Here is a 19,428-nt window from a genome sequence, read left to right as displayed (position 1 = left end):
GAAACTCAGCGCGCTTTGTGGTAAACACCAACGCACATAAAGGTAATTGTTAACCGCGAAGCACACAAAGGTTGCGCAAAGTTTTAAAAGTTTTCTCTTTTCCGCGCTGTGGTAACTCCAAAACCCTTCCTTTCTTTGCGGAAACTTGGCGTTCTTTGTGGTAAATCTTTTAACCACAAAGATTACGCAAAGTTTAAAAAGCATTCACTGTGCGCGCTGCGGTAACTCCAAAACCTTTCTTTTCTTTGCGGAAACTTGGCGTTCTTTGCAGTAAATACTATTTGAACAAGAACTTAAACCACTGCCCAAAGTTCTTCTTCCAAATGTAAAATTTCGAAGGGACAAGGTTCGACCCGTCAAAGTTTTTGGTGATCTCATCGATGGTATTGCCCTCGACAAAATCGAGTTCGTTCCATTTCTCGGGCTGGATGTAGAAAAACCCGCGCATCGATTGGTAATTGCCCTTGTTGACCGACCGCCATTTGTCCATGAACGCATCTACGTTGACCTCGTCGTTGTGTCCCCAGTTGCGTAGCTTGAATTCGATCTCCTTATCGGTACGGGCCAATGACTCGTGCCAGAGCACATTGTCGGTATAGATGATGCGCTGGCGTGTGTTCCGCGCAACGCGGTAATTCGGATAGGTCGTGGCCATGAGCCCGCGTGTCGGGACTTTTACATACAACAGGCCGCCGTCGGTATATTTGAACATGTTGATCAAAAAGCACGCGAACTGCACCTTGTTCTTTTCGGGGTCGTCGAGCAGGTGGTCGTGCTGGCGCAAATCGGCGACAAACTTCTTGAAATCAAGAAAATATTCGTCGCTGTCTACCTGGATCAGCCAATTGCCGACCCCCATCTTGACCGAAAGCAAATGGCGCTCGCGGTTGTCGTTCTCGATGGCCGAAAGATGCGGGACATAAAAATCGTCCTTGTAAATCGTGATCTTTTGGTCTATGTCGATTTCCTTGAGCCAGTCGTAAAACGCAGGGTCAACCTCGAACTGCTGCCCAGACCAGGTGCGGTTGTGCTCGTCGGCGGCGATAAAAATACGGTCGGCCTCGGCATACACCGGCGGGATCGAATTCTTGAGTTTAATATAGTCGTAGGACAGCAAAAAGCCGACGTGGATCTTTTTCATGATTTCTTGATTTTAGGCAGGAACAACAACACCAGGCTCATAAAACCCTTGGTAAGTTTCCAGGCCATCGGATAATTTTCGATATGGAACAACTGCTTGGTACGCTTGGCGTTGAGCTTGCTCAAGACCTTGTAGTCGTCGGCAAATTGCGGGAAAAACTTTTCGATCGAGGCCATGCGCTCGTCCTCGTGGAGCTTCTCGTATTTGGGATTGGATGAAATTCCGGTAAAATCGTAAATGGCGACGGTCAAATCGATGTGTTTGTAGGGCACGCCGATTTTGCAGATCGTGTACAGGAAAAATTCGCCATCCGAATAAATCTTGTAATCCTCGTTGTACAGGAAGTGGTCAAAAAACAACTGTCTGCGGATAAACGTCGCCTGATGGCACAATGCATTGGTGTAAAAATAGGCGAACGTGAGTTTGTTGGGATAGGTCTTGTGGCGTTCCGAGTTGGGCTTCTTGACAATCACGTCGCCGTAATAAATGTCGTGTTGTCCGTCGATGAGCGCATCGGCCTTGGCCAAAACCTCCGGATCGTGGAACAAATCGCCGCTGTTCATGAAAATGATGAACTCGCCCTTGGCCGCACGGATACCTTTGTTCATCGCATTGTACACGCCGCTGTCGGGCTCGCTTACCGCATAGGTGATGCGCGAGGCGTTTTGTGAAAGTATGTGTTTCGACCCGTCGGTGCTGTCGCCATCGATGACCAAAAATTCGTAATCCTTGAACGTTTGGCCGATGACGCTGCCGATGGTTTTCTTCAACCCTTCGTGGTCGTTGTAGTTGATCGTGATGATGGAAAACTTCGGCATATCAGAATTGGAAATAGATGAACTGCTGGCTCGAACCGCGGAATTCAAAAATAAGAAAAACGATCGTATAATAGAACAGCCAACGCAAAACCAAAGGCCAACGGTCTACCAGCTTGGCGATGCCGTATTTTTGCTCGCGTCCGAGCCATTCGACAACCACGAGTGCAACAATCATCCAGACGGTCGTGTTGCGCACGCCTTCGGGTTTTGAAAACATCGACGCATTGAACATCTCGCCGATGAATTGGAACGCGCCCGCCAGACTATCGGCACGGAAAAAGATCCACGCAAAAACGGTCAGCCCAAACGTGACGACAATGGCGGTCAAATCCTTGAATTTTGGAAAAATACGACCCGCGGCGACAATTTCGAGGTTGTTGCGGTTGGTCTTGAAGATGACAGAAGGCATGATGAACAGCGCGTGCAGCAAGCCCCAAACGATGAACGTCCAGTTGGCGCCATGCCAGAATCCGCTCACGAGAAAAATGATGAACGTGTTGCGGATGCGCATCCAGTCGCCGCCCTTGCTCCCGCCCAGCGGAATGTAAAGGTAATCGCGGAACCAGGTCGAAAGCGAAATGTGCCAGCGACGCCAGAATTCGGCGATGTCGCGCGAAAAATACGGATAGGAAAAGTTGCGCAGCAAATCGATACCGAGCAACCTGGCCGTCCCGAGCGCGATATCGGAATAACCCGAAAAGTCGCCATAAATCTGGAACGCAAAGAAAATCGCGGCCACGGCATGCGTACTGGCTGAATAGTTTTCGGAATTCGCAAAAACCATGTTGACGTATTCGGCGCAATTGTCGGCAATGACAACCTTCTTGAAAAGCCCCCACAGCACTTGCTTGAGCCCGTCTACGGCATTGTTGCGGTCGAAGACCCGTTTGGACTGGATTTGCGGCAACAGGTGTGTCGCACGTTCGATAGGCCCGGCCACAAGCAACGGGAAGAAACTCACGAACACCGAATAGTCGACAAAATTACGTTCGGGCTTGATGCGGTCTTTGTAAATGTCGATCACATACGACAACCCGTGGAACGTGTAGAACGAAATCCCGACGGGCAAAATGACCTGCAACGTCCAGAAATCGGCGTGGAATCCTACGGCCGAGAGCGACGCCGCGAGCGATTCGGCGAAAAAATTGTAGTACTTGAAAATCCCCAAAAACCCTAAGTTGATGCCCACGCTGAGCCAAAACCAGAACCGCTTCATTCGCTGCGATTTGGCATCGTACATTTGCAGACCCGTGTAATAATCGAGTACGGTCGAAAACATCAAAAGGAACAAAAACCGCCAATCCCAACACGCATAAAAAAAGTAACTCGCCACCAATAACAGCAAGTTCTGCCACTTGAGGTGGTCCTTGGCCACAAACCAGTACAGCGCGAAAACCACGGGAAAGAACAACGCAAAATCGAGCGAATTGAACAGCATCAGCGTATTTGGTTTTGGTACAGGTGGATGAATTTCTCGGGCGCGTGCAGGTGCATATCGTCTACAAACTCTTTGGAATCTACGTATTGGATGTGGTCGAAATAACCCGCAAACTCCTGTTCAATATGGTTTTTGGCCAATTCGGTTTTGTCAAACGATTCGATGTTCTTGCGTTGGTTTTCGTTGCACACGGCAGGTACGAAAATCAATTTGAAATGTTTGGCTTTGGCCAAGGCCGACATTTTGTGGATGTACTCGACCGATACGGGCGAAAAGAACGCATAATCTTGTTGGTCATCCGACACAAATTCGGGCGCCCAGTTGTTGGTGAGCACCCCAAAATACTGCGCGACGCCGTGGTACGGGATCTTCTCGACTTGATTTTTAACGGTCTCTGTAAGCAAAGGCTTGTACTGGTCTTTGTAAAACGGTTTGACGAAATAATTGTACGTAAACAGCTGTTGCAGATTGTTTTGAAAACTCGACGGAATAAAAACCGCATAACACGTATCGATCACATTGCCCGCCTTGAGGTAATTGTCGAGCAGGATGTATTGCCCCGCCAGACTGATGGCTTGGTTGGACGCCAGCGAATTGAGCGTGTCGTTTTCGGATTCGCTGTTGAAGAACTGACGCGCCACGCTGTCGCCTATCAAGACTTTCCTGGACGGGTTCTTTTGCTGGCTTTTGCCGATCACGTGGTACACTTCGCGCGCCGACACCTTGCGTTGGTATTTGTCGTTCCTGAGCAACAAATAGGATTTGAGGTGAAAGGCCGCGGCGCCGATCAACACAAAAACCGTCAATTTGATCAGGAAAGACTTCATTACTCGAGGTGGTCTTTTTGCATTTGCGTCTTCAAATCCTTCACCAGCAATTGCGTGCGCTTGGTGGCACCTTCTTTGGTGAGGTGGTACGGCGTATCGAAAATCAAATCGGGGGTCATGATGTATTGCTCGGGCGTACCCAAAATCGTCAAATTGGTCTTGCGCAACGCTGCTTCAAACTCCTTGATTTGCGGCTTGCCCACCCCGAAGGAATGTTCCAAGTACCCCGGAAAGGTAAAGTAAAGTGTCGCGCCTTTGGATTTGACCAGTTCGTTGAATTCGACCACGGCCTGGAGCACATCGGTATTGAGGTAGTCGCCGTCGATTTTCTCGAACACGACCGGATTCGGCCACGTTTGCCCCCAATGTTGGTTTACGTCGCCGTATTCGTTGAACGCGCGCTTGGAATAAAACTCTTGCGTCTTGAGGTTGAAATATTGCGACGGGATGAACTTAGACATCGCATACCTCGGGATGTACGGATACGTCTTCTTGAGTTGCACCGCGCGCAACTTGAAAAAATCGAGTCCGTTTTTGTTGTCGAAATACACGCGCAACAGTTCTTCGTTGCCCTCACAGAAATCGCCAAAAAACTGATGGTATTCGGGCGCAAGCACCACGATGTCGCCTTTTTGGATGTATTGCGCCGTATTGTCGAGCAAGTAATACAGTCCCATGCCTCCGTGGATTCCGGTATTGATGGGGTTGCGGTGCAGCGAATCTTTGACGATCTGGCTCACGAGCCCAAAGCCCATACTCGACCCCGAAACCAAGATGATGCGCGGTTGCTTGACGTGTTGCAGCATCGAATCCTTGATGGGCGCCACGAGCAACAGCGACTGCTCGGCACGCGGGGTTGGCGGCAACAACAGCCCAATCAGCATCACGGCCATCGGGATGCAAAGGAACAAAACGGTTTTTTTGAGGAATTGCTTCATCTTAAAACTGGAAATAAATAAACGCCACTTCTTTCATCGTCTGGAACCAAAAAATCAAAAGTACGATCAGTGCATAAAACGCCCAGCGCAATGGCCTTGGCCAACGCATCCCGAGTTTTTCGAGCGCGTACTTGTTTTCGCGTCCGGCCCATTCGACGAGCAACATGATCACGATCAGCCAAACGACTTCGTTGCGTATGCCCTTGGGCGGCGTAAAGGTCGACATCGAAAAGATCTCGGTCACGAACTGGAACGCATGCGCCATATCGACGGCACGGAAAAAGATGAACGCAAAAACGGTCAACGAAAAGGTCGTGACAATGTGGAACAGTTCGTTAAAGGTAGGAAATACGCGCCCCTTGGCAACAATCTCCATGTTGTGACGGTTGGTGTTGAATATGATCGATGGCATGATGTACAACGCATTGAGGAATCCCCAAAACACATAGGTCCAGGCCGCGCCATGCCAGAAACCCGATACAATGAAAATGATGAACGTATTGCGCACCTTCATCCAGGTGCCGCCTTTGCTGCCGCCGAGCGGAATGTACAGGTAATCGCGGAACCAGCTCGACAACGAAATGTGCCAGCGACGCCAGTATTCGGCCGTGTCGCGCGAAAAGAACGGATAGGCAAAATTGCGCAACAGCTCGACCCCGAACAAACGCGCCGTCCCGAGTGCGATATCGGAATAGCCCGAAAAGTCGCCATAAATCTGGAACGTAAAGAAAATAACACCCATGATGTGCGTGCTGCCCGAATGGTCGGCCGAATTGGCGAAAACCATGTTCGCATACTCGGCGCAATTGTCGGCGATGACCATTTTCTTGAACAAGCCCCACAAGATTTGACGCAAACCGTCGACGGCCTGGCGGTAGTTGAATTGCCTTTTGGTTTGGATTTGCGGCAAGAGGTGCGTCGCACGTTCAATAGGCCCCGCCACAAGCAACGGAAAGAAACTCACAAACACCGAATAATCGACAAAATTGCGCTCGGGCTTGATGCGGTCTTTGTAAATATCGATCACATACGACAATCCGTGGAACGTGTAAAACGAAATCCCTACGGGCAAAATCACCTGTAACGTCCAAAAATGCGCCTCGAATCCCATGCCGTTGAGCGCCGTAGCCAACGAATCGGCGAAAAAGTTATAATACTTGAATACGCCCAAAAAACCAAGGTTGATGCACACGCTGAGCCAAAACCAGAACCGCTTCATTCGCTGCGATTGGGCGTCGTACATTTGCAGGCCGGTGTAATAGTCGAGCACCGTAGAGAACATCAGCAAAAACAAAAAGCGCCAATCCCAACAGGCGTAGAAGAAGTAACTCGACACGAGCAGCAAGATGTTCTGCAGTTTCAGATTTCCCTTGGTCGCAAACCAATACAACCCAAACACGATGGGCAAGAAAATCAAAAAGTCGACCGAGTTGAACAGCATGGTTTAGCGTTTGTTGGGTTTGGGTAAAAAAGCGAGTAAAATATTCGAAAAACCTTTGAGCAGTTTCCAGGGCCAGCGGAACTTTTTGATGTACAGCAAATTCCTGACGCGTTTGAGTTTCATTTCGCTCATCAAATCGAACTCCTCGGCGTTCATCCCAAAATACCGCTCCATGACGATCTTCTTTTCGGATTGCACGAGGTTGTAACTGTCCGGATTCGACGAAATCCCCGTAAAATCATAGTCGGCAACCACCATCCCGATGTGTTTGTAGCTGGCTTTGTGCAAACAAATCGCCACGGTAAAAAACTCCCAGTCCGATGCGATCTTGAGGTTTTCGTTGTACATCCCGAACTTTTCGAACAACGTCCGGCGGATGAACGTGGCCTGGTGCGGCAGGCTGTTGTCGACAAAAAAACCAAGCGAAACCTGCTCGGGCGCAATCCAGTGTTCGATCTGGTTGCTGCGGTTGCTCAGGTAAATCTGGTTGCCGTAGTAAAAATCGTATTGCCCGTCGATCAAAGCCGCGGCCTTGGCCAGCGTGTCCTGTTCGAGCAACGTATCGCCACTGTTCAAAAACAACAAATAATCGCCTGTTGCGGCACGGATGCCTTTGTTCATCGCGTTGTAGATACCCGTATCGGGCTCACTCAGCGCATAGGCGACCTGGCTTTTGTATTGCTCGACAACCTCGCGGCTGCCGTCCTTAGAATTTCCATCGATGACGACGTATTCGAAATCGACGCCTTTTTGCGACAGCACGCTGCCGATGGTTTTTTCAAGCCCCGTCTTGTTGTTGTAGTTGATGGTGATGATCGAGATTTTTCCCATCAGACCTCGAGGAATTTTTCGCGGTACACCTTCGCAATGCCGTCGGGCAGTTCGATCGAATGTTTCCATCCGAGGCCGTTGAGTTTGGTCGTATCGGTAAGCTTGCGCGGCGTGCCATCGGGCTTGGTCGTATCGAACACCACTTCGCCGTCAAACCCAACCGTATCCTTGACCAGATAGGCCAAATCCTTGATCGAGATTTCTTTGCCGGTACCAATGTTCACAAACCCGCGGTCGTTGTAATGGAGCATCAGGTAGACGCAAGCGTTCGCCATATCGGTCGCGTGCAAAAACTCACGCAACGGCGATCCCGAACCCCAAACGGTGACGGTTTTGTCGCCATTTTGTTTGGCTTCGTGGAATTTGCGCAACAAAGCCGGCAACACGTGCGAATTCTGCAAATCGTAGTTGTCGTTCAATCCGTAAAGGTTGGTTGGCATCACCGAGATGAAGTTGCAGCCGTACTGGTCGCGGTAAGCGTCGCACATCTTGATGCCCGAAATCTTGGCGATGGCGTACGGTTCGTTGGTTTCTTCCAAAAGCCCCGTGAGCAGATAATCTTCGCGCAACGGCTGTGGCGCCATCTTCGGATAAATACACGTAGACCCCAAGAACAGCAATTTCTTGACGCCCGTATTGTAACTTTCGTGGATCACATTGCTCTGGATCATGAGGTTCTCGTACAAAAAGTCGGCGCGGTAGGTATTGTTGGCCACGATGCCGCCTACCTTGGCCGCTGCGAGAAACACATATTCGGGTTTTTCCTGGTCGAAAAAGTGCGCCACGGCGGTCTGGTCGATCAAATTGAGTTCGGTGGACGTACGCGTCACGATGTTGTTAAAGCCGCGCGCCTGCAAATCCTTGACGATCGCGCTGCCCACCATACCGCGGTGTCCGGCCACATATATCTTGGCATTTTTTTCCATCGATTATTGGAAGTTTTTGAGGTGCAATTCCTTTTTGAAAATCTCTACATCGGCCGCCATCATTTCCTTGACGAGCATGTCGAGCGTGTATTTAGGCTGCCAGCCCAATTTGGTCTTGGCCTTGGTCGGGTCGCCGATGAGCAAGTCGACTTCGGTTGGGCGGAAATACGCCGGGTCGATCTGCACAACCACCTGCCCTATCTTGAATTTGTATTCCGGATTCGAACTTGAAACGACGGTAGCCTTTTCGTCGACGCCTTCGCCTTTGAACTCGAGCACCACGCCCACTTCGGCAAATGCCATCTTGATGAAATCGCGCACCGTTGTGGTCACGCCCGTCGCAATCACAAAATCTTCGGGTTTGTCTTGTTGCAAAATGCGCCACATCGCCTCGACATAATCCTTGGCATGGCCCCAGTCGCGTTGCGAATCGATGTTACCCATGTAAAGCGTATCGGCCATCCCGAGCGCCATTTGCGCGACGCCACGCGTGATTTTTCGGGTCACGAACGTCTCGCCGCGGCGTGGGCTTTCGTGGTTGAACAAAATGCCGTTACAGGCAAACATGTCGTAGGCTTCGCGGTAGTTGACGGTAATCCAATACGCATACATTTTGGCGACGGCATACGGCGAACGCGGATAAAACGGCGTGGTTTCCTTTTGCGGCACCTCTTGCACCAATCCGTACAATTCCGACGTCGAGGCCTGGTAAATCTTGGTTTTTTTGGTCAGCCCGAGCAAACGCACCGCGTCGAGGATGCGCAAAGTCCCGATGCCGTCGGCGTTGGCCGTGTATTCGGGCACGTCGAAACTCACCTTGACGTGGCTCATCGCGCCCAGGTTGTAGATTTCGTCGGGCTGGGTTTCCTGGATGATGCGGATCAGGTTGGTCGAATCGCTCAAATCGCCATAATGCAGCTTGAAATGCGGATGCTCGACGTGCGGATCTTCGTAAATGTGGTCGATGCGCTGGGTGTTGAACAACGAGCTGCGGCGTTTGATGCCGTGCACCATGTAGCCTTTTTCCAACAGCAATTCGGCCAGATAAGCGCCGTCCTGTCCTGTAATCCCTGTAACCAATGCGACTTTCATATATTTTTGTTTTTGTTTGTCTACTATCGTAAATGCCGTGCAAAAATAGGCAAAATTTCGTTGCCGTCAGGCTTTTTGCGCCAGCGCCTTGCGGTAGCTTTCTAGGCATCCCGCGGCGGTTTTTTGCCAACTGAACTGGGCGGCGCGTTGCAGGCCTTTTTGGCTGAAATCGGCACGCAAGGCCGGATCGGAAAGCAATTGCGCGACTTTGTCTTTCAAATCGTCGGCGTTGTGTAATTCGAAATAAACGCCCGCCTCGCCCGCCACTTCGGGAAACGAGCTGTGGTGCGCCAACACCACCGGACATCCGCATGCCATGGCCTCGAGCACCGGAATCCCGAAACCTTCGTACTCGGACGGAAACACAAAACACTGGGCTTGCCCGTAATAAGAAGCGAGCTCGTTGTCCTCGAAATTCTGCTGGATGACCTGCGCGGCGATACCGAGTTTTTGCAACAAGTCGGCTTCGTCCTTTTCGAAACCATTGCCACCCGCGGCCACCACGAACAAATCGGGATCGGTCTTTAAAAGCGGCGCGACGGCCTCGATGAAAAAGTTGAAATTCTTGTATATCGTTCTGTTGCCGACAAAAAGGATGAACTTTTGCGGCAAATCGACATGCACTTTCGACACCGTATCGATGCTTTGTGACAAGTACACCACATCGAATTTATCGGGGTCAAGCTGCGGATAAATCCTAAGCGCATCGCGTTTGCTGTTCTCGGAAACGGCAATCACGCGTGTGGCTTTCTCGAGCAACAACTTCTTCCAGGCCACGGTGTTCTTGTCGCGCGTAAAATACTGCGGAAACAAATCGTGGATCATGTCGTGCAAGGTCAGCACAAACGGCTTGTCGCCAATGTAATCGAGAAAATACGGATCGTAATAGGTGCTTACAAAAACGTCGTAGTCCTGCCTTTTGAGCGCTTCTTTGGTGCGTTTGAAATTCTTGCGACGGAACTTCTTGGCGATTTTCTTGCGCACAAATTTGGGCAACCAACGCCAACGCATCACGTCGCTCCACTGGCTTTGAAACAGCCCGTGTTCCTTAAGGTGCAGGTTGTCGGCAAACAGGACCGGACATTCGATGGAGACGCCCATCTTAGACAATTCGACAAGCACCTCGGTGTGGTAGCGTGTGATGCCGCCAAATCGCTGCATGTTGTAGGCCTGCGGATCGAGTAATAGCTTCATAGGCATTATTTGCGCCAGACTTTGAGCGTGTTTTTGAGGTATTTCTTGAAATAGCGCTTGGGCAGTTCGGTGGTTTCGAGCGGCGGATGCGTGGCGTTGAACTTGTTGATGAAGTCCTGCACATCCGAACAAGCGATGAACTTAAGGTTTTGCCACGCGCCTTTGTAAATCGGGTGCAGGTCGTGGAAATTCATGTAATTGCTTTCGTCGATCGACATCCAGAATTCATAAAACGCATCGCCATCAAAATCGTCTTTGTGCGACCAGTTCTTGATTTTTTGGTGCACCTCGTGCGGCTCGCGCGCCCAGGAATGGTGCAGTACGCGAAAGTTGGTGTAGATCTCGCGGTTGGTCTTGCCCTCGAGATCGCGCGCAAAAAAGTGTTTTCCGACCAAGTTGGTTGCGAACGAAAAATCCTCTTCGTTGTCGATGTAGATGTAGCCGTGCTTGGTTTTCTTGAACAATGTGATCCAGTTGCCGCGGATGCACACCGGGTTGTGGTCGGGTTTCGACAGCAGGTAACGGTGTTTCTGCAAAAAATGGTACACGGCGTCGAAATTGAGGAAATACTCGTCGGCGTCGATCTGGAGCTTCCAGCAATCGGGACCCATTTTTTCGGACAGCATGTTGCGTTCGCGCGTATCGTTTTCCATGGGCGTGAGCGTCGGGACGTAAAAATCGTCTTCGTAAAAAACGATTTTCTGGTTGGGATCGATGGCGCGAATCTGGTCAAAAAAAGCGGGATCGAGGTCGTACTTCTTCCCTGCCCAAGTGTTGCGGTTGACGTCTACACACAGGATGATCTCGTCGGCATAATCGTATACGATCGGCAACGCGTCGAAAATGTATTTGTAATCGTAGGAAATCAAAAAACCGATCTTGACCGGACTTTTGCGAAAAATACTGAAACCCATCTTAACCTTTTTGGACTAGCAAAAATAAAGATATTTACCGCCCCTCGCGCTTTATTTTGTCAACAATTCGACTATTTTTTCCAGAATCCGATGCGGCCGCAAAATGTTTCCGAAAGAACCGAGGAAGCATTTGTGGAATCGGGCACGGCGATCGCGCGTCGCGGTATTTCATGCAAAAATCGTAGCTTTGCGCGAAAGAAAATCCCATGCAAGAGGAAATCCAAAAAGCGTTCGAGGTGATTCAAAGTGGCGGCATCATCCTGTACCCTACCGATACGGTTTGGGGCATCGGGTGCGACGCCACCAATGCCGAGGCCGTCGCCAAAATCTACCGGCTCAAGCAACGCGCCGAAACGCAAAGCATGATTGTTTTGATGAATGGCGAAAAGATGATGTACAACGTGTTCCGCGAAATCCCCGAAGTGGCATGGCAAATCCTCGATTTGTCCGAGAACCCTACCACGCTCATCCTCGACAACCCGCGCAATGTGGCGGCCAACGTGATCGGCCAGGACAAGACGCTCGGGATCCGGATCGTCAAGGAGCCATTTTGCTACAAGCTGATGGAGCGCATGAAAAAACCGCTCGTATCTACCTCGGCCAACATCTCGGGCCAACCCACACCCAAAAGTTTTGCAGAAATCAGTCCCGAAATTGTAAACGGCGTCGACTATGTCGTAAATTTGCACCGCGACAAAGTGTCGGGCAAACCGTCTACGATCATCAAGCTCACGCACGATTCGCAAGTAAAGATCATCCGGAAATAGTTCAACCCGTGGCGCAAAATTTCAAACAAGCCTTACACCCTAAAATTTTTGATGTGATTGCCCGTGCTTCGGCCGAATTGGGGCTCGAGAGCTACGTGATCGGAGGATTCGTACGCGACTTTTTGCTGGGCCGCGATTACAAAAAGGACATCGACATCGTGGCCGTGGGCAGCGGCATCGAACTCGCGCTCAAGGTAGCCGAACTGTTGCCGCACCAACCTAAGGTACAGGTGTTCAAGAACTACGGCACGGCCATGTTGCGCTATTACGACATCGACGTTGAATTTGTGGGCGCCCGCAAGGAATCGTATGAATTCAACAGCCGCAAACCCATGGTCGAAAACGGCACGCTAGAAGACGACCAAAACCGCCGCGATTTTACGATCAACGCGTTGGCACTTTCATTGAACAGGGCCGATTACGGCGATTTGCTCGATCCGTTTTCAGGCTTAAGTGATTTGGAAAGTAAAACCATAAAAACACCTCTTAATCCGGATATTACGTATTCGGATGATCCGCTCAGGATGATGCGCGCGATTCGTTTTTCGACGCAACTCGATTTCGAGATCGAAGACGATTCGCTCGATGCCATCGGCAGGAACAAAGAGCGTATCAAAATCATCTCGGGCGAGCGCATCGTAGAGGAACTGAACAAAATTCTGTCTACCGACAAGCCGTCCAAAGGATTTTTGTTGCTGTACAAAACAGGGCTGCTCGATTTGATCCTGCCCGAACTCACGGCGCTCAACAACGTAGAGGAAATCGAAGGCCATACACACAAAAACAACTTTTACCACACGCTCGAGGTGGTAGACAACATTTGCCCGCACACCGACGACGTTTGGCTGCGCTGGGCCGCGCTTTTGCACGACATCGGCAAGGCACCCACCAAGCGGTTCACCAAAAAACAAGGCTGGACGTTTCACGGACACGAATTCCTGGGCGGAAAAATGGTCAAGAAGATATTCGAAAGACTGCGGTTGCCACTCAACCACAAAATGAAGTTTGTACAAAAGATGGTCACGCTGAGCTCACGCCCGATCGTGCTTTCGGAAGACCAGGTCACCGATTCTGCCGTGCGCAGGCTGGTATTCGACGCGGGCGAGGATGTCGAGAACCTGATGACGTTGTGCGAGGCCGACATTACGACCAAAAACCCGAACAAGTTCAAGAAATACCACAAGAACTTCAAGGTCGTCCGCGAGAAAATCGTCGAGGTCGAGGAGCGCGACCGCGTGCGCAACTTTCAACCGCCCATCACAGGCGAAGAAATCATGGCAATTTTTAACCTGCCGCCATCGCGCGAGATCGGCACTTTGAAAGAAGCCATCAAGGAGGCCATACTCGAAGGCGAAATCCCCAACGAATACGAAGCCGCCTATGCATTGATGATGCAACGCGCGCAAAAGCTCGGGCTCAAACCGCAATAAATACCGCATGACGTCGTCGAAAAATTGGACTTTTACAACCCAATCTGCTTGAAATGAAAAAGAAATTCTTACCCTCGGCGAAAATCGCTTTGGTATTGGTATACAGCGTCATTGTCGCGGGCGCATTGGTTCGCATGACGGGCTCGGGCATGGGCTGCCCCGATTGGCCCAAATGCTTTGGCTACTACATCCCGCCCACCGACGTAGAAGAACTGACCTGGCGACCGAACAAAACATTCGAGAAAGGCCAAGTCATCGTCAAGGACGAAGCGCTTTGGGTGGCCAACGCCGATTTCACGACCGCCGAACAATTCAACGAAAGCCATTGGCGCCCGTACACCAAGCACGATTACGCCATATTCAACCCTACACACACCTGGATTGAGTACCTGAACCGACTTTGCGGCGCACTCGCGGGCATTGCCGTGTTTATCATGGCAGTATATTCGCTTGCCTGGCGAAAAAGCAAGGCGCGTATCACGGCTTTGTCGTGGCTGACGGTGTTCCTGATGGGATTTCAGGCCTGGCTTGGTGCCACGGTAGTGTATTCTGTACTGAACCCGGTCAAGATCACCTTGCACATGGTGGTTGCTTTGGTGATTGTCGCTTTGATGCTGTACATTATTCGGACAGCGAGCGGAACAGGCAGCGAAAAGAAATACGACCCTTTGTTCACGAAAATGTTGTGGGGGGCGCTCTTTTTATCCCTAACGCAAGTAGTCATTGGGACGCAGGTGCGTCAATTCGTCGACATGCAAGTCAAAAACCTGGGTTACGACAACATGGCCGCGGTACTTTCCAACCCCGACTGGGACTTCTATTTGCACCGGACCTTTTCGTTTGTCGTTTTGTTTTTTAACGTTTGGTTGTATTTGCGGAACCGACGGTTGGTGCTTGGCTACAAAAAACTCGATTGGGTGTTGGGCTTGATCGGGCTCGAAATTGCAACCGGGATCGCGATGTATTATTTCGATTTCCCGTTTGGTTCGCAGGCCGCGCATTTGGTGTTGGCATCGGCATTGTTTGGCGTTCAATTTTACTTGGTTTTGGAGGCGAGGGCAGCCAAAAAACAGCTATAGAGCAAATCTATATTAAGTATTTTTATTGTTGATTTTCAAAGATATAAATTAACTAATAAAAACTTATACTTTAAATAAAATCCCAAAATTAATCTTCCCAAATCGGGACCGAAATAAAGCTGTCCCCGTGCCATTTCACTTCGAGCGGCGCCCCCGCATCGTCGATCGTTTCGTCGCTGACTTCTTTTCCCGACCCATAATTGACCACTTCGAACGGGTGTTTGTTGACGTTGAGCAAAACCACCAACCTACTCCCTTTTTCCATCTTTTTACTTACCACACGCGTAGCTGCCAACGGTATTTTTGTGCGCCGACCGGGCTCGATCAGCGAACGCTTGGTGCGGTCCTTTGCGTAACTCGCGCGCCCTACATAGCGCGTCAAGAAAAAATACTTGCCGTTGGCGGTTAGTTCATAGAAAGCGAGCGACACGTCCATGTCTTTTTTGTTGATCGTGACGCATAGCTCCCCTTCGAAAGAACCGCTGATTTCGATCGATTTTGCAAACGGTTCGCCCACAAACACACGACCATTGCTTACATCGAGCGTATCGAAAACTATGGTTGGCGTGTAATAGGCGTTCTGGTTTTCGCGGTCTTTGAAATCCACGGTTTGCGAAACATACCGTGACCCATCGGGCTTACTACTTAGTTTTGCTCCATTGAGGTAAAACTTAAGTTTGTTGTTTGCCATTTTGTCGACAGAAGGCGCGTGTTTCCAATGGTTGCCACCCATGACCTCGTAGTTGACCTTGTCGCGAAGCAAATCGGGCTTGGGATGCGCTTTCATGATATAATCCATCCACTGGTACGCCAAATCGCCCATGTTCACTTGCGCCACAGGATCGATGTCATAACCCATCAGATTTGAAGCCGCATTTCTTTGCCCTCCCCAATGATCGTAAGGACCTATAACCAAATAATGCTCGGCATTGGGATTGTTCTTCAGATGCGATTTGTAGTATTGCAGCGCGCCGATCTGCGAACCATCGTAATAACCGGTCGTCGAAAGGATCGGGATATCGATTTGCGCATATTCGGCATCGGTGGGCGCCAAAGACCGCCAATACGCGTCATAGGCCGGATGCGCGAGCCATTTTTGAAAAATCGGACTGGGATGACCCTCAAGGCTGTCGAGGCCGCGGAACGAACTTCCTGCATTGAACCACTCAAACACCAACCCCCTCCCGATGGCCGGAAATCTATAGATGTTCTCGTGCGCCCAGCTGAAAACATTGCCAATGGGGACGTTGTTTTCCATCGGCGCATCGAAACCGGGCATCACGGCCACCTGCGGCACGATGGTCTTGAGCGCCGGATGTCTCTTTTTTGCCGCGGCCCATTGTGCAAATCCGGTGTAACTGCCACCCAGCATACCTACGCGTCCGTCACACCACGACTGCTTGGCGACCCAGTCGATGATGTCGTACAGATCGCCTGATTCGTGTTCGTACGGCGCATAATGCTTGAGGTTTGTCCGGATGCCGCGCGCATAGGCCACCACGCCCACGTAATCCCTAATGGCCGATCGTTTGCCGAGCACCGCATCTTTAGGACCTTGAAAATAGGTCGTATAAAAAAGTACGGCGGGCAACGGTGCGTCATTGCCTTTTTTGCGCACCACAATGGCCGAAATCGGAATACCGCTACGCGTCGGGATTTCTACACTGTCGCGGATTACGAACAAACTGTCGGACAGCACGGCGGCGCTTTGACCCCGTACATTTCCCGAAAACGCACAAGCCAGCGCCATGGCAACTCCGTAAACGCCGATCCTACGCATCGATCCACGCTTTAAAATCCGACACTTTCTCACGGCTCACCACCACCTCATCGGCTTTGTAGGTAGGCAACAAAACCTTGAGCCGCGAATTGCTGTATACCGCAATTTCCTTGATGGCGCGCAGCGGGACGATAAACTTTCGGCTGACGCGGAAAAATTCGGCAGGATCAAGCTCGCGTTCCAATTCCTCGAGCGTACCGTCGAGCAGATAGTCGCGGCTGTCTTTGGTATGCAGGTAGGTCCCTTTGTTCTCGCTGTAAAAACACTCGACCTCATCGATCGAAATCACCTTGAGTTGGTGCCCGATCTTGACCGTAAAGCGCTTCTTGTAGGTCTTGTCGAACGGATTGGCCAACAACGCCTTGATTTGCTCGAAATCGATGGCTGTAGGCCTGCTTGACGGAATGCGCGCGCTGAATTTGTTGACGGCCGTTTCAAGATCGTCTTCGTCTATGGGTTTGAGCAAATAGTCGATGCTGTTGAGCTTGAATGCCTTGAGCGCATATTCGTCGTAGGCCGTCGTGAAGATCACCGCGCTTTTGATGTCTATTTTCTCGAATATCTCGAACGACAGACCGTCGGAAAGCTGTATGTCGAGGAAGATCAAATCGGGGTGCGGATTATGCCCAAACCACGCGATCGATTCGGCCACCGAATGCAGCATCGCATCGGCGTGGATCCCGAGTTTCTCCAACTTGCGTTGCAGCAGACGCGCCGCCGGTTTTTCGTCTTCGATGATGAGGGTTTTCATGTGTATTTATCTACTTGTAAAAAATTTAATATATTAACCAACAAAGCTATAGTGTTATTTACATAAAGTCAAATAATACTACTCCCATTTGTTGCGTTTTTCCCTTTCCATGATTTCCTTGATCTTGCGTTCCTCCCAATCGGAACCCAAAAACACATTCGGACCAAACACACTCAGTGCATGGAACCCTAGGCCGATGCCCCAGAAAAATGCCGTGCTGAACGTGCCGAATTCAAAAAATTGTTCTCCCGGATCAAGGTTGAAATACTTGAGTGCGATCAAGAATCCGTTGACCAACAGGTATACCGCAAGGTGTTTGTAAAATCCGGCCAAGGCCTTGACGCGTTTTTGTGCGCGTTCGCGCTGCAGTTGTTCGAGGTTGTTTTCCATGATCTATGATTTGTTGTGTTGTTGTTTGTTCTTTTCTTCATCGATGAATTGTTGCAGCTTGCGCTGCTCCCAATCCTTCCCTAAAAATGGACTCCAGCCAAAGGCGCCCATCGCGTGAAAAAACAGCCCAAGCCCCCACCCGAGCATCGAAAATACAAACCAGTAATATTCGGGTGTGAAATACAGGTTGATGAACACCAGCACCGGAATGACGGTACAATAACACGCCAAATTGATGTAAAACGAGCGGATTTCCTGCGCCTTCTTCTTGGCCTTCTTGTAAACGATTGAATTCTTGTCGATTTCCATGGCTACTTCCATTTGCTTGTTTTTTCTTTTTCGATGATTTGGCGTATTTTTTTCTCCTCCCAATCGCGCCCCAGGAACGGCATCACGTTAAAAACGCTCATCCAGTGGATGGCCACGCCTATACCCCAGCCTAGCGTGGGATATAAAAACCAAAGGTATTGCGGATAGGTCGCCAGGTTCACGACGGCCAGCCCGATCGAAATGATCGCCCACGACCAGAAATTGCCGTAAAACCCCTTGATGTCCTCTACCTTTTTCTGCGCTTTTTGGTAGGCGCTTTCCAGATCGTTGTAATTTGTTTCCATGACGGTGATTTGTTTGGTCAAGATCGGGATCCTGACGGTGAATGTTTTTTCGGTTTGCTCGACCAACACCTTGCGGTTGGTGATGATGCCGTAGCGGTTGACAATGTTTTGAAGCCCTACGCCCTCGCGGTCCTGCAATACTTCTTTCTTTTGCAGATCGTTTTGGATGGCCAGGTAATCGCCATCGATAAAAATGCGGATGTGCAGCGGTTTTTGCTCGCTTACGATGTTGTGCTTGACGGTGTTCTCGAGCAGCAATTGCAACGACAGCGGTACCACTTTGGCCTCGGGGTCGATGCTTCCCTGCGGTAACTCATAGAACAGGCTGTTCTCGAAGCGCATCTTGAGCAGGTTCATGTAAGTCTTGGCGAACGACAGCTCTTCGTCAATCCCCACGAGTTCCTTGTCTTTTTGCTCGAGCACATAGCGGTAAATCTTGGACAGCGAGGTCGTGAATTTTTGCGCATTTTCGGGATTCTCTTCGATCAAAGACGACAGTACGTTGAGGCTGTTGAACAAAAAATGCGGATCGATCTGGTTTTTTAACGTCTCGAATTGGGCCGAAGCCGTGCCCGCGATGATCTTTTGCTCCTTGACCTTGTTCTCCTGGTAGGCGCGGTAAAAATTGAACGCATAGGCCGACAGCGTGATAAAAAACGTGATGACGATCGCAAAAACGTAGTTGTTTGGTTTCTCCTCGGCCCAAAATTGGGCGAAAGTCTCCTGCTCGATGCCCACATCTTCGAATATCCTGAGCAAAAACACCGTAAGCAGCGAAACAAAGAACGACAACACAAACCCCAACACGATGCGTTTTTTGGAGAACCGCTCGTTGGCAAAATAACGGTCGAGCGCCTGGAACACCAAGCTGTTGGAAATGTAAAGCGAATAGGTATACAGCAACGTAAACCCGAAGGTGATCAATAACGCGCGATCAAAAGCGATTGTCCCGCCAAAAGTCCAGTTGAACACCACGAGCACCACCATGACGCCCACGCCCAACAAAAACAACCGCAACATTTGTTTGATTCCCAATTTCATATCACTATCCTTTGCT

At 50.2% G+C, this 19,428-nt stretch carries 19 protein-coding genes; 3 read left to right on the top strand and 16 right to left on the bottom strand.

Annotated features, from left to right (window positions below; genetic code table 11):
- Nucleotides 1-277: 277 nt before the first annotated feature.
- The 11 genes from BLP55_RS00865 to BLP55_RS00815 form a co-directional block, all read right to left on the bottom strand.
- Nucleotides 278-1,141 (bottom strand): hypothetical protein, encoded by an 864-nt coding sequence (locus BLP55_RS00865; protein WP_091140205.1) that lies wholly within the window; start codon nt 1,139-1,141, stop codon nt 278-280.
- Nucleotides 1,138-1,959 (bottom strand): glycosyltransferase family 2 protein, encoded by an 822-nt coding sequence (locus BLP55_RS00860; RefSeq protein WP_091140202.1) that lies wholly within the window; start codon nt 1,957-1,959, stop codon nt 1,138-1,140. The genes BLP55_RS00865 and BLP55_RS00860 overlap by 4 nt, the downstream gene beginning before the upstream one ends.
- A gap of 1 nt (nt 1,960) precedes the next feature.
- Nucleotides 1,961-3,397, bottom strand: coding sequence for an MBOAT family O-acyltransferase (locus tag BLP55_RS00855; protein ID WP_091140197.1), 1,437 nt, complete (start codon nt 3,395-3,397; stop codon nt 1,961-1,963).
- The gene (locus BLP55_RS00850; RefSeq protein ID WP_091140195.1) at nt 3,397-4,224 is read right to left on the bottom strand and encodes a hypothetical protein; all 828 of its coding nucleotides are present in this window, start codon (nt 4,222-4,224) and stop codon (nt 3,397-3,399) included. Before BLP55_RS00850 ends, BLP55_RS00855 begins: the two co-directional genes overlap by 1 nt.
- Nucleotides 4,224-5,162: a hypothetical protein gene (locus BLP55_RS00845; RefSeq protein ID WP_091140193.1), complete on the bottom strand. Its 939-nt coding sequence runs from the start codon at nt 5,160-5,162 to the stop codon at nt 4,224-4,226. Before BLP55_RS00845 ends, BLP55_RS00850 begins: the two co-directional genes overlap by 1 nt.
- A gap of 1 nt (nt 5,163) precedes the next feature.
- Nucleotides 5,164-6,603, bottom strand: coding sequence for an MBOAT family O-acyltransferase (locus tag BLP55_RS00840; protein WP_091140191.1), 1,440 nt, complete (start codon nt 6,601-6,603; stop codon nt 5,164-5,166).
- A gap of 3 nt (nt 6,604-6,606) precedes the next feature.
- The gene (locus BLP55_RS00835; RefSeq protein ID WP_170826761.1) at nt 6,607-7,434 is read right to left on the bottom strand and encodes a glycosyltransferase family 2 protein; all 828 of its coding nucleotides are present in this window, start codon (nt 7,432-7,434) and stop codon (nt 6,607-6,609) included.
- Complete coding sequence (locus tag BLP55_RS00830; protein WP_091140186.1) at nt 7,434-8,360, bottom strand: GDP-L-fucose synthase family protein; 927 nt, start codon at nt 8,358-8,360, stop codon at nt 7,434-7,436. Before BLP55_RS00830 ends, BLP55_RS00835 begins: the two co-directional genes overlap by 1 nt.
- Nucleotides 8,361-8,363: 3 nt before the next feature.
- Nucleotides 8,364-9,452, bottom strand: a complete 1,089-nt coding sequence (gene gmd, locus BLP55_RS00825; RefSeq protein ID WP_091140183.1) for a GDP-mannose 4,6-dehydratase — start codon at nt 9,450-9,452, stop codon at nt 8,364-8,366.
- 66 nt (nt 9,453-9,518) lie between these two features.
- Nucleotides 9,519-10,646 (bottom strand): glycosyltransferase family 4 protein, encoded by a 1,128-nt coding sequence (locus BLP55_RS00820; RefSeq protein WP_170826760.1) that lies wholly within the window; start codon nt 10,644-10,646, stop codon nt 9,519-9,521.
- A gap of 5 nt (nt 10,647-10,651) precedes the next feature.
- Nucleotides 10,652-11,560, bottom strand: coding sequence for a hypothetical protein (locus tag BLP55_RS00815; protein ID WP_091140177.1), 909 nt, complete (start codon nt 11,558-11,560; stop codon nt 10,652-10,654).
- A 206-nt stretch (nt 11,561-11,766) separates the two neighbouring features.
- On the opposite strand from BLP55_RS00815, the gene BLP55_RS00810 reads away from it, so the two are divergent.
- From BLP55_RS00810 to BLP55_RS00800, 3 genes are read left to right on the top strand one after another with little or no spacing between them, the layout of a single operon-like run.
- Nucleotides 11,767-12,327 (top strand): L-threonylcarbamoyladenylate synthase, encoded by a 561-nt coding sequence (locus tag BLP55_RS00810; RefSeq protein ID WP_091140175.1) that lies wholly within the window; start codon nt 11,767-11,769, stop codon nt 12,325-12,327.
- Nucleotides 12,328-12,380: 53 nt separating this feature from the next.
- On the top strand, nt 12,381-13,757 hold the full coding sequence (locus tag BLP55_RS00805) for a CCA tRNA nucleotidyltransferase (RefSeq protein ID WP_317040266.1): 1,377 nt from the start codon (nt 12,381-12,383) through the stop codon (nt 13,755-13,757).
- 53 nt (nt 13,758-13,810) lie between these two features.
- Entirely contained in the window at nt 13,811-14,836 is a 1,026-nt protein-coding gene (locus tag BLP55_RS00800) for a COX15/CtaA family protein (protein ID WP_091140171.1), read from the top strand.
- An 88-nt stretch (nt 14,837-14,924) separates the two neighbouring features.
- Here BLP55_RS00800 and BLP55_RS00795 read toward each other — a convergent pair whose 3' ends face one another.
- The 5 genes from BLP55_RS00795 to BLP55_RS00775 all read right to left on the bottom strand — a co-directional run bounded on the left by BLP55_RS00795 (nt 14,925) and on the right by BLP55_RS00775 (nt 19,412).
- On the bottom strand, nt 14,925-16,616 hold the full coding sequence (locus BLP55_RS00795; protein ID WP_244503386.1) for a CocE/NonD family hydrolase: 1,692 nt from the start codon (nt 16,614-16,616) through the stop codon (nt 14,925-14,927).
- On the bottom strand, nt 16,609-17,367 hold the full coding sequence (locus tag BLP55_RS00790; RefSeq protein WP_091140166.1) for a LytR/AlgR family response regulator transcription factor: 759 nt from the start codon (nt 17,365-17,367) through the stop codon (nt 16,609-16,611). The genes BLP55_RS00795 and BLP55_RS00790 overlap by 8 nt, the downstream gene beginning before the upstream one ends.
- Nucleotides 17,368-17,445: 78 nt before the next feature.
- Nucleotides 17,446-17,757 (bottom strand): 2TM domain-containing protein, encoded by a 312-nt coding sequence (locus BLP55_RS00785; RefSeq protein WP_091140164.1) that lies wholly within the window; start codon nt 17,755-17,757, stop codon nt 17,446-17,448.
- 3 nt (nt 17,758-17,760) lie between these two features.
- Nucleotides 17,761-18,078 (bottom strand): 2TM domain-containing protein, encoded by a 318-nt coding sequence (locus BLP55_RS00780; protein WP_244503385.1) that lies wholly within the window; start codon nt 18,076-18,078, stop codon nt 17,761-17,763.
- On the bottom strand, nt 18,069-19,412 hold the full coding sequence (locus BLP55_RS00775; protein WP_091140162.1) for a histidine kinase: 1,344 nt from the start codon (nt 19,410-19,412) through the stop codon (nt 18,069-18,071). The genes BLP55_RS00780 and BLP55_RS00775 overlap by 10 nt, the downstream gene beginning before the upstream one ends.
- Between the last annotated feature and the right edge of the window lie 16 nt (nt 19,413-19,428).

It is taken from the genome of Flavobacterium caeni, assembly GCF_900101895.1.
In the GTDB taxonomy this organism is placed as follows: Bacteria; Bacteroidota; Bacteroidia; order Flavobacteriales; family Flavobacteriaceae; genus Flavobacterium; species Flavobacterium caeni.
Note: the sequence above shows the minus strand (reverse complement) of the source record. Positions and strands in the feature narration are given on the sequence as shown.

Excerpts from the sequence above, each read along its gene's own strand:
- BLP55_RS00865 (WP_091140205.1), bottom strand. The coding sequence starts at position 1,141 with ATGAAAAAGATCCACGTCGGCTTTTTGCTGTCCTACGACTATATTAAA.
- BLP55_RS00860 (WP_091140202.1), bottom strand. The coding sequence starts at position 1,959 with ATGCCGAAGTTTTCCATCATCACGATCAACTACAACGACCACGAAGGG.
- BLP55_RS00855 (WP_091140197.1), bottom strand. The coding sequence starts at position 3,397 with ATGCTGTTCAATTCGCTCGATTTTGCGTTGTTCTTTCCCGTGGTTTTC.
- BLP55_RS00850 (WP_091140195.1), bottom strand. The coding sequence starts at position 4,224 with ATGAAGTCTTTCCTGATCAAATTGACGGTTTTTGTGTTGATCGGCGCC.
- BLP55_RS00845 (WP_091140193.1), bottom strand. The coding sequence starts at position 5,162 with ATGAAGCAATTCCTCAAAAAAACCGTTTTGTTCCTTTGCATCCCGATG.
- BLP55_RS00840 (WP_091140191.1), bottom strand. The coding sequence starts at position 6,603 with ATGCTGTTCAACTCGGTCGACTTTTTGATTTTCTTGCCCATCGTGTTT.
- BLP55_RS00835 (WP_170826761.1), bottom strand. The coding sequence starts at position 7,434 with ATGGGAAAAATCTCGATCATCACCATCAACTACAACAACAAGACGGGG.
- BLP55_RS00830 (WP_091140186.1), bottom strand. The coding sequence starts at position 8,360 with ATGGAAAAAAATGCCAAGATATATGTGGCCGGACACCGCGGTATGGTG.
- gmd (WP_091140183.1), bottom strand. The coding sequence starts at position 9,452 with ATGAAAGTCGCATTGGTTACAGGGATTACAGGACAGGACGGCGCTTAT.
- BLP55_RS00820 (WP_170826760.1), bottom strand. The coding sequence starts at position 10,646 with ATGAAGCTATTACTCGATCCGCAGGCCTACAACATGCAGCGATTTGGC.
- BLP55_RS00815 (WP_091140177.1), bottom strand. The coding sequence starts at position 11,560 with ATGGGTTTCAGTATTTTTCGCAAAAGTCCGGTCAAGATCGGTTTTTTG.
- BLP55_RS00810 (WP_091140175.1), top strand. The coding sequence starts at position 11,767 with ATGCAAGAGGAAATCCAAAAAGCGTTCGAGGTGATTCAAAGTGGCGGC.
- BLP55_RS00800 (WP_091140171.1), top strand. The coding sequence starts at position 13,811 with ATGAAAAAGAAATTCTTACCCTCGGCGAAAATCGCTTTGGTATTGGTA.
- BLP55_RS00795 (WP_244503386.1), bottom strand. The coding sequence starts at position 16,616 with ATGCGTAGGATCGGCGTTTACGGAGTTGCCATGGCGCTGGCTTGTGCG.
- BLP55_RS00790 (WP_091140166.1), bottom strand. The coding sequence starts at position 17,367 with ATGAAAACCCTCATCATCGAAGACGAAAAACCGGCGGCGCGTCTGCTG.
- BLP55_RS00785 (WP_091140164.1), bottom strand. The coding sequence starts at position 17,757 with ATGGAAAACAACCTCGAACAACTGCAGCGCGAACGCGCACAAAAACGC.
- BLP55_RS00780 (WP_244503385.1), bottom strand. The coding sequence starts at position 18,078 with ATGGAAGTAGCCATGGAAATCGACAAGAATTCAATCGTTTACAAGAAG.
- BLP55_RS00775 (WP_091140162.1), bottom strand. The coding sequence starts at position 19,412 with ATGAAATTGGGAATCAAACAAATGTTGCGGTTGTTTTTGTTGGGCGTG.